Raw genomic sequence first — 8,495 nt, 5'->3', positions numbered from 1 at the left:
TGGCCTATCTGGATGAGTGTGATCTCGAAAAAGTCATCCAGATAGGCCAACGTCGATAAAAGGGGCGGGTCGGTCAGGAGTGGAGGGCGAGCAGGGCGCGGACGCGGTCGACCGGCAGGCCCTCGGCGGTGTTGCCGCTGCGGCCGGTCACGGTGGGCGCGTTGAGGAGGCTGTTCAGGACGCTCTCCTCGGTCGCCTCGACCACGGCGGCAAAGAACGGGTCCAGCTCGCGGCCCTGCAGCGCGGTGACGGGGGATGCGGTGCCGCGCGGGGCGCGCAGGCCGGTGGCCAGGGCCAGGAAGATCTCGCCGCTGGCGTGGTGCGCGGTGGAGCCGGTGCGGGCCAGGCCCAGCCCGGCGCGGCGGGCCAGCCGCTGGCATCCGGCCGGGTCGATCGGCGCGTCGGTGATCACGATGACGACGCACGATCCCGCCGGGGGCGCGGTCGGTGCGGGCGCGGGCGGCAGCAGCTGCCCGACCGGCACGCCCGCCACGGTGAGCCGGGTGCGCTCGCCGAAGTTCGTCATCGCGAGCACGCCCAGGGTGTGCCCCGAGGGCAGGACCCGCGACGCGGTGCCGATGCCCCCCTTGAAGCCCAGGCAGCTCATGCCGGTGCCGGAGCCGACCGCACCCTCGGCGGGCGGCTGCGGCGCGTGGCCGGCCGCCCGGTCGGCGTCGGCGCGCGCGGCGGCGTCGCGCGCGGCGGTCAGCGCCTTGGCGACGTCGTCGCGGGTCACCTGCATGCGGCGGGACTCGGACAGGAAGCTGTCGTCGCACTCGGCCACCACCGGGATGACCACGTCGTCCTCGCCGATCCCCGGCTCGGACTCCATGAGCAGCTCGCAGGCGGCGTCGTACACCCGGCCGAGCTGCATGGTCGAGGTCAGGAAGACGGGCGTCTCGACCAGGCCCCATTCCTGTGCGGACAGGAAGCCGGTGCACTCGCCCGCCCCGTTGAGGACCGCGCCGCCCGCGGGGATCGGCTCCCGGAACGCGTTGCCGCCCGGGTCGATCACCGTGACGCCGGTACGCGCGACGCCGCGCCCGGCCGGCGGCGGCTGCTCGTCGCGCCACACCGTGGCGTGGCCGACGCCCACCCCGGGCACGTCGAGGAGGGACCCGCTGGGGCCGCTGGGCAGGGAGCCGATGGTGATACCGAGATTGGAGACGCGAGGCATGGGCGCAGCCTAACTGAGTCTCGACTCAGTAACGATCCCCGTGCCGGAGCGTCGTGGCCTGGCATCATGCCGGGATGGCGAAGCTGGACCTGCCCGTGGTGTGGAGCGACGAGGTGCTGCGGCACGTGCCGGGCGCCGAGATCTGGATCGGCGTACGCACCGACGGCACCGAGCTGCCCGAGCGCGCCACCGTGCTGCGCGCCGCGCTGGTGTCGGCGGGCGCCCGGCTGGTCGAGGCCCGCCCGCTGGGCGACGACCTGCTCGCCCAGGCCCACTCGCCGGAACTGCTCGCCCATCTCGCAGAGGTCTACGGCCAGTGGGCCGACGGCGGCTACCTCGACTACACCGACCGCGTGACGCCGTACGTGTTCCCGACCCCGGCGATGCTGGAAGGGCTGCCGCCGCGTACGCCCGCGGCGACGCACGCGCGGGCGGGGCTGTTCTGCTACGACACGATGACGCTGGTCGGGCCGGGCACCTGGCCCGCGGCACGGGCCGCCGCGCACGCCGCCGCGACCGCGGCCGACCTGGTCGCCGCGGGGGAGCGGGCCGCGTACGCGCTCTGCCGCCCGCCCGGCCACCACGCCACGCGTACCGGCTTCGGCGGCTCCTGCTACCTCAACAACGCGGCGGTGGCCGTGCTGGCGTTGCAGCGGGCGGGCGTGGCCCGGGTCGCGGTGGTCGATGTGGACGCCCACCACGGCAACGGCACGCAGTCGATCTTCTACGACCGGGCCGACGTGCTCTACACGTCCGTGCACGTGGACCCGGGTGCGGGCTGGTTCCCGCACTACGCCGGGTTCGCCGACGAGACCGGCACCGGCGCGGGCGAGGGCGCGAACCTGAACGTGCCGCTGGCCCCGGGCACAGGTGACGAGGGCTGGCTGGCCGGGGTGCGCCGGCTGGTCGAGTTCGTCGGGGACCGCGCCGACGCGGTGGTGCTCTCGCTCGGCGTCGACGCCGCCAAGGACGACCCCGAGAGCCCGCTCCAGGTCACCGAGGACGGTTACGCCCGCACCGGCGCCTTGGTCCGTGAGCTGGGCCTGCCTGTCGTCGCGGTCCACGAGGGCGGTTACCACCTCCCCACGCTCGGCGCCCTCACCGTCGCTACCCTGGCGGGCGTCACCGGAACCCGCTAACCTCACACGCGGAAAGCGCTTACCGCCCCGTCTCGCCCCCCGGCTCGGCGCGGCGCGTCGCGCATGATCGCGACGATCTTGCGTGAACTGTTAGGGATATGTCCTCTTTGGGCGTGTCGTACCCGCAGTTCACGCAAGATCGGCGCCTCGCAGGGAGGGACGCGGCGTGGAGTTGACGGTGGCGGGGCGGGTCGTGGGGGAGTACCGGGACGGGAGCGGGGTCGAGGCCACGCTCGGGGCCCGGCCTTATCTGCATCCTTTGCGGACACTGGCGGGGACCGTGGTGACCGACGAGTTTCCTGAGGACCATCGGTGGCATCTGGGGCTGTCGCTGGCGGTGCAGGACGTGAACCGGAACAACCTGTGGGGTGGGCGGACGTACGTGCGGGGCCAGGGGTACACCTGGCTGGACGATCACGGGGCGATCACCGGCGAGGGGTTCGACGAGGTGCGGGCCGACGGGTTCACGCAGCGGCTGGCGTGGCGGGGGGCCGACGGCAAGGTGCTGCTGCACGAGCGGCGCACGGTGTCGGCGGCGTACCTCGACGAGCGGTCGTGGGTGCTGGAGCTGGGGTGGGCGCTGAGCGCCGACGAGGATGTCGCGCTGGGCAGCCCGGCGACGAACGGGCGGCCGGGCGGAGCGGGGTACGGCGGGTGCTTCTGGCGGGTGGCGCCGGGGGCGAACCTGGGGCTGAGCGCGGGGGAGCTGCGCGGTGAGGAGCAGGTCAACGGGAGTGCGGAGCCGGAGCTGGTGTGGCGGGGCGAGTCGGGCGGCGCGGCGTACACCCTGGTCTTCTCGGGGCTGGGCGACGGGGACCGGTGGTTCGTGCGGACCAGCGAGGGCGCGACCGGTTATCCGGGGGTGTGCCAGGCGTGGGCGTACGAGCAGCCGCGGGTGATCGGCGCGGGGCAGACCCGGACCGGCACGCTGCGCGTGGTGATCAGCGACTGACGGCCGGTCAGGCCAGGGCCGCGGGGTCGAGGCCGACCTCGCGGGCGGCGACCATGCGCATCCAGTCGAAGGCCTGCTTGCGGGAGATCGCCTTCTCGTGCACGGTGAGCTGCACCGCGAGGCCGTCGATGATGGCGTTGATGCGCCAGGCCGCGCCGGCCGGGTCGTCGCAGCTGAAGGAGCCGTCGGCGACCCCGGCGGCGATGACCTCGGTGAGGCCCTCCTTCCACCGCAGGTCCATCCGGCGCGACACCTTCTCCAGCTCCGGCGTGCGCAGCGCCTCCGACCAGCCGTCGATCCACATCATCCACGACTTGGAGCGGCCCGTCGGGGCCAGCAGCTTGACCAGCTTCTTCAGCTTCTCCACCGACGACGCGCCGGAGTTGATGACCGCGTGCAGCCGGGCCAGGTCCTGGTCGGCGGCGTACGCGAAAGCCTGCGCGAGCAGCGCATCCTTGCTGGTGAAGTGGTAGAAGACGAGCGCCTGGCTGACCCCGGCCGCCTTCGCGACGTCGGCGGTGCGGGTGTTGGCGAAGCCGCGCTCGACGATCACGTCCACTGCGGTGCGCAGCAGCGAGTCCAGGCGCACTTCGGCAGTTCGTCGAGCCACCGCTGAACCCTAACCCACCCCCGCCCGCCCGCCACCATCCGCCGACCGCCCTCGATCATGCGGGGCGGTCAGTGGGCGGCGGCGGTGAGGGCGGGCTCGGTGGGCAGGCGGGTGGCGTCGCGGGCGATGCGGCGGCTGGCCGCGGTGGCCAGCAGTGCGCCGAGGCCGACCAGCGCGGTGGCGGTCAGGATGATGGTGGACAGCGGGGTGCCCTCGTTGATGAGCAGGCCGGAGATGGACGAGCCCGCCGCGAAGCCGACGTAGATGCCGGTGCCGACCCAGGTGAACGCCTCGGTGGTGCGCCCGGCCGGGGCGATCCGGGTGACCAGCTCGCACTCGACCGCGGTGGTCGGCGAGATGACCAGGCCGCCCAGGAACAGGATCACCGCCAGGCTGGGCAGGTCGAAGGCGAGCAGCATCGCGCCGAAGCCGACCGTGTTCAGGCACAGCAGCAGCGCGAACAGTTTCGGCTGGGTGAGCTTCGGGTTCATGCCGGCGAACCAGATGCCGCCCACGATGGAGCCCGCGCTCCAGGCGGCCACCACCGCGCCGGCGAACTGCGGCGCGTTCAGGTCGGCGGCGTACTTGGGGATGGCCACCTCCATGACGCCGTACGCGGCGGCCTCCAGCGCGCCGACGACCAGCACCACGACCAGGCTGAGCTTCATCAGGGCGCCGGTGAGCCGCGCCCTGGCCTCCTCGGACACCGCCGCGGCGGCCAGCGCGGCGGTGCGCACCTCGCGGTAGCGGGCGGTCAGGCCGGGCGCGGCGGCCAGGCCGAGCGACCCGGCCATGGCGAGCAGGGCGGTGAGCACCACCGCCGCGTACGGGTTGCTGACCGCGGTGACCAGGGCGATCAGCATCGGGCCGACCACGTAGGTCAGCTCGACGGTGATCGCGTCGAAGGCGTACGCCGTCTGCACGTGCTGCGGGGCGAGGCCGGGCAGCACGACGCGGGTGACCGCGCCGACGGGCGGGTTCGCGGCGCCCGCCAGCGCGGCCAGCCCGATGATCATCCCGACCGGCCAGCCCGCCCAGAGCGCGGCGACCATGCCGGTGAGCAGCACCGCATACACGACGCCGGTGATGCGCAGCACCGTGACGGCGTGCCCGCGGTCGCACAGCCTGCCCAGCCAGGGCGCGGTGAACGCGGTGATCGCCGAGTGCGCGCCGGTGGCGATGCCGGCCACGGCGTACGAGCCGGTGCCGTGCTGGACGGCGAGGATGAACACGAGCGTGGCCATGCCGTACGGCAGGCGCCCGATCAGGGACGGCAGCGCCACCCGGGCGACGCCGGGGCTGGCGATGAGGGCACGGTAACGGCGGGCAGCGGTGACGACCGCGAGGCCGGACATGGAAAGACTCCAATGGGCGAGAGAGGAACGGGCTGACGTCGGCGCTGGTCGCGGACGTCAACCGAAGCGGCGGGCCGCCTGGTGGTTCCAGCAGCGCTTCACCACGACGGCGTCACCGTCGTACGCCGTCAGCGTCACTTCCGTCGTGAAGTGGTCCTCGTCGGCGGTCAGCTCGACCGCGCATTCCGTGCTCACCCTGGTCTGGTCCCAGGTGAGCGTGTAGCGGGCGGTGGACCGGGCGGTCTGCCGCCAGGTGCGCCGGTCCACGCTGACCGACCCGGTGTACCGGTCGGCGCAGGTGCCGCCGGTGACCTCCCAGGTGGAGCCGTGCTCCACGTACGCCGTGGTGACCCGGTCGACGACGTCGTCGGTGATCCGCCAGACCACCGGGTCGGCCGCCACCTCGCGCTGCCCCTGGTCGTAGCGGGGTGCGGGGTCGGTGTGCTGCGGCGCGGGCAGCAGGATCGTGCTGGCGTCGCCGTCCACGGTCAGCGTGACCGGGCGCGGTGGGAGCACGGTGTTGGGCCAGTCCGCGCCGGTCACCGACAGCCGCAGCCGCCGTCCGGGCAGGACGGTGTAGGCGCACGTCTCCAGCTCGACCCAGGCGTCGACGTACGCGCCGGGGACCAGCGGGGCGGGGTCGGTGTGCCCGTCGCGGTGGGCCAGGTTGAGGAACCCGCGCGTGATCAGGGTCGAGGTGCCGTCGTCGGCGACGTCGCAGAGCCGGACCGACACGCTCGCCAGCGGCTGGTCCGCGGCGACGCGCAGCGTGACGCCGCCGGGGCCGATCAGCGTCAGCGGCTCGTCGTCGACCGGGTAGTCCCAGGTGAGCGAGGCCGCGTCGGCGAAGCGCTGGTCGGTGGGCTGGCCCCAGGGCAGCCGCCCGGCGCAGCTGTTCCAGGCCGCGGTGCCGGTATCGGGGCGGGTCGCGTGCGCGCGTACGCCGCCGCCCAGCACCCACGAGCGCGGGCAGCGCCAGGTCGTGTTCGGCCAGTCGGGCATGCTGCGCCACGAGCCCGCGACCACGGCCGCGTCGGGCTCCGGCGGGCCACCGGACTCGCGCAGGAAGAAGGTGTACGGCGGCTCGGCGTCCACGCCGTTGGCGGTGCCGCGCAGCCAGCGGTCGAACCAGCGGGCCAGCTCGGCGGTGAGGTCGAGATGCGGGCCGGGCAGCGCGGACTCGGCGGACATGTGGCTCCACGGCCCGGCCAGCAGCCGCGCCGGGGTGCCCGCGTCGCGCAGTCCCGCCACGGTGCGAAAGCTGGTGTTGCGGTAACCGTCTGCCCAGCCCGCGACGATCATCGTGGGCACGGCGATGCGGCCGTGGTCGAGGCCGCGGCCGTCGGGGTCCAGCGACGGGTCGCGCAGCGAGCCGCGCCGCCAGTACGGCCCGTCGGCCGGCTGGTCGAGCCAGCGCAGCAGCCACGGCTCGGTGCGGTCCAGGCGGTCGAGCCAGCGCTCGCGCCAGCCCTCGCCCGCGAGCGACGGCACCGGCGGCAGCGCGTTCATGGCGATCATGTACGTCGGGTAGTCCACGACGTCGAGCAGGCGCAGCGACCCGCCCATGTGGTGCACGTCGTCGGTGTAGCGGTCGTCGGTCGCGTAGATCGGCACGATCGCCTTCAGCGCCGGCGGCCGGCGCATGGCGACCTGGATCGCGTTGAACCCGGAGTACGAGGTGCCGTACATGCCGACGCTGCCGTCGCACCAGGACTGCGCGGCGAGCCAGGCGATGACGGCGACCAGGTCGTCCTGCTCGCGCGACGGGTACTCGTCGACGGCGACGCCTTCGCTGGAGCCGGTGCCGCGCAGGTCGACGCGGCAGACCGCGTAACCGAACTCGTCGCGCAGGCGCTCGTACTCGTCGGTGTAGGAGGCGGTGACGTCGTCCTTGCGGTAGGGCAGCGCCTCCAGCAGGCAGGGCTGCGGCGTGCCGGTGCCGGGGAGGAACAGGGTCGCGGCCAGGCGGGCACCGTCGTCCATGGTGAGCCAGACCTGCTCGCTGCGCCCTGCGGCCCGCGTGGCCATCGTGACACCCCTCCCGGTTCCCCTGAAGGCTACTTGCTGACTGAGTCATCAGTCAATTGAAAGCGCGGGAGGTGCAGGTGAAGCCCGGTTCGCAGGCGTGTGAACAGGTCTCAGCGAGGTGTGGTGGGATGCATCAGCGCCTCGATGCCGGCGATGAAGGTCTCCGGCTCCAGCTCGCCGAGCAGCACCCGCTGCAGGGCATAGGCGGGGATGAGGCCGAACAGCACCGAGCCGACCGCCGCCGGGTCGGTGCCCGCGGGCAGGTGCCCGGCCTCGATCTGGCGGCGGGCGAGGTCGTCGAAGTGCGCGCGCATCTTGCCGTAAACCTGCCGCACGAACTCCGCGAGCTGCGGGTTGCGCAGCGACTCGGCCCAGACCTGCAGCGCCATCGGGAACACGCCGGCCGGGCCGACCTGCAGGTCGACGAAGCGCAGCAGCCGCCGCATCACCTCGGCCACCGGCGGCGGGGAGTCCATCGCCCGCATCTCGTCGAGCATCACGTCGACCGTGCCGAGCACCTCCTCGGCGATCGCCTGGACCAGCTCCTCCTTGCTGCGGAAGTAGCGGTAGAAGGCGCCGACCGACAGCTCCGCCTCGTTGATCACGTCCTGCATCGAGGTGGCGTGGAAGCCGTTGCGGGCGAAGCAGATCCGCGCGGCGTCGAGGATCTGCTGGCGACGGGCGGCGAGGTGGGCTTCGGAGACGCGTGGCATGACTCTCATCGTAAAACGAACGATCGTTCTTGACATGGGCCGGGCGGACGCGCATGGTGGTGTAAGAGAACGAGCATTCGTTTTAAGGAGACCCATCATGCGCCGCACCCCGCCCCCGGCGGCCCTGGCGGTGGCCATCGCCGTCGCGGTGATGACCCTGCAGGCCCTGCTGCTGCCCCTGTTCGCCGGTCCGGCCGCCACCATCGGGCCGCGCGACCTGCCCCTGGTCGTCACCGGCCCCGCCCCGGCCGTGGCCGCCCTCACCGCCAAGCTGGACGCGACGAGCCCGGGCGCCTTCGCGATCATCGAGGTGGCCGACGCCGACGCCGCCGACGCCGCCGTGCTCGACCGGCAGGCGTACGGCGCGCTCATCCTCGGGCCGTCCGGGCTCACCCTGCACACCGCCTCGGCGGCCGCCCCGCCGGTGGCGAGCCTGCTCAGCGCGCTGGCCACCGGGATCGGCGAGGGCGGCGGCATGCCCGTCACGGTCGAGGACCTCGCCCCGCTGAACGGGGACGACC

The 8,495-nt window shown here is 73.5% G+C and carries 7 protein-coding genes and 1 pseudogene; 3 read left to right on the top strand and 5 right to left on the bottom strand.

Annotated features, from left to right (window positions below):
* Positions 1 to 73: 73 nt before the first annotated feature.
* The gene (locus AB0J67_RS37205; RefSeq protein WP_363489844.1) at positions 74 to 1,177 is read right to left on the bottom strand and encodes a P1 family peptidase; all 1,104 of its coding nucleotides are present in this window, start codon (positions 1,175 to 1,177) and stop codon (positions 74 to 76) included.
* Positions 1,178 to 1,251: 74 nt separating this feature from the next.
* On the opposite strand from AB0J67_RS37205, the gene AB0J67_RS37200 reads away from it, so the two are divergent.
* Together AB0J67_RS37200 and AB0J67_RS37195 are read left to right on the top strand one after the other, a co-directional pair.
* Positions 1,252 to 2,316 carry a hypothetical protein gene (locus tag AB0J67_RS37200; RefSeq protein WP_363489842.1) on the top strand — a complete coding sequence of 355 codons (1,065 nt, stop codon included), beginning with the start codon at positions 1,252 to 1,254 and terminating at the stop codon, positions 2,314 to 2,316.
* 166 nt (positions 2,317 to 2,482) lie between these two features.
* On the top strand, positions 2,483 to 3,268 hold the full coding sequence (locus AB0J67_RS37195) for a PmoA family protein (protein WP_363489840.1): 786 nt from the start codon (positions 2,483 to 2,485) through the stop codon (positions 3,266 to 3,268).
* A gap of 7 nt (positions 3,269 to 3,275) precedes the next feature.
* Here the strand turns inward: AB0J67_RS37195 and AB0J67_RS37190 are convergent, their stop codons facing one another.
* The 4 genes from AB0J67_RS37190 to AB0J67_RS37175 all read right to left on the bottom strand — a co-directional run bounded on the left by AB0J67_RS37190 (position 3,276) and on the right by AB0J67_RS37175 (position 7,974).
* Entirely contained in the window at positions 3,276 to 3,878 is a 603-nt protein-coding gene (locus AB0J67_RS37190) for a TetR/AcrR family transcriptional regulator (RefSeq protein WP_363489838.1), read from the bottom strand.
* Between the two features lie 68 nt (positions 3,879 to 3,946).
* A complete protein-coding gene (locus AB0J67_RS37185; protein ID WP_363489836.1) occupies positions 3,947 to 5,233 on the bottom strand; it encodes an MFS transporter in 1,287 nt (428 codons plus the stop codon).
* A 57-nt stretch (positions 5,234 to 5,290) separates the two neighbouring features.
* Entirely contained in the window at positions 5,291 to 7,261 is a 1,971-nt protein-coding gene (locus AB0J67_RS37180; protein ID WP_363489834.1) for a CocE/NonD family hydrolase, read from the bottom strand.
* A 110-nt stretch (positions 7,262 to 7,371) separates the two neighbouring features.
* A complete protein-coding gene (locus tag AB0J67_RS37175) occupies positions 7,372 to 7,974 on the bottom strand; it encodes a TetR/AcrR family transcriptional regulator (RefSeq protein WP_363489832.1) in 603 nt (200 codons plus the stop codon).
* A gap of 97 nt (positions 7,975 to 8,071) precedes the next feature.
* On the opposite strand from AB0J67_RS37175, the pseudogene AB0J67_RS37170 reads away from it, so the two are divergent.
* Positions 8,072 to 8,495, top strand: a pseudogene (locus AB0J67_RS37170) (hypothetical protein); the annotation flags it as partial.

This window comes from Catellatospora sp. NPDC049609, assembly GCF_040675365.1.
Classification (GTDB): domain Bacteria; phylum Actinomycetota; class Actinomycetes; order Mycobacteriales; family Micromonosporaceae; genus Catellatospora.
The sequence above is the reverse complement of the archived record's forward strand: the minus strand, read 5'-3'. Positions and strand labels throughout refer to the sequence as shown.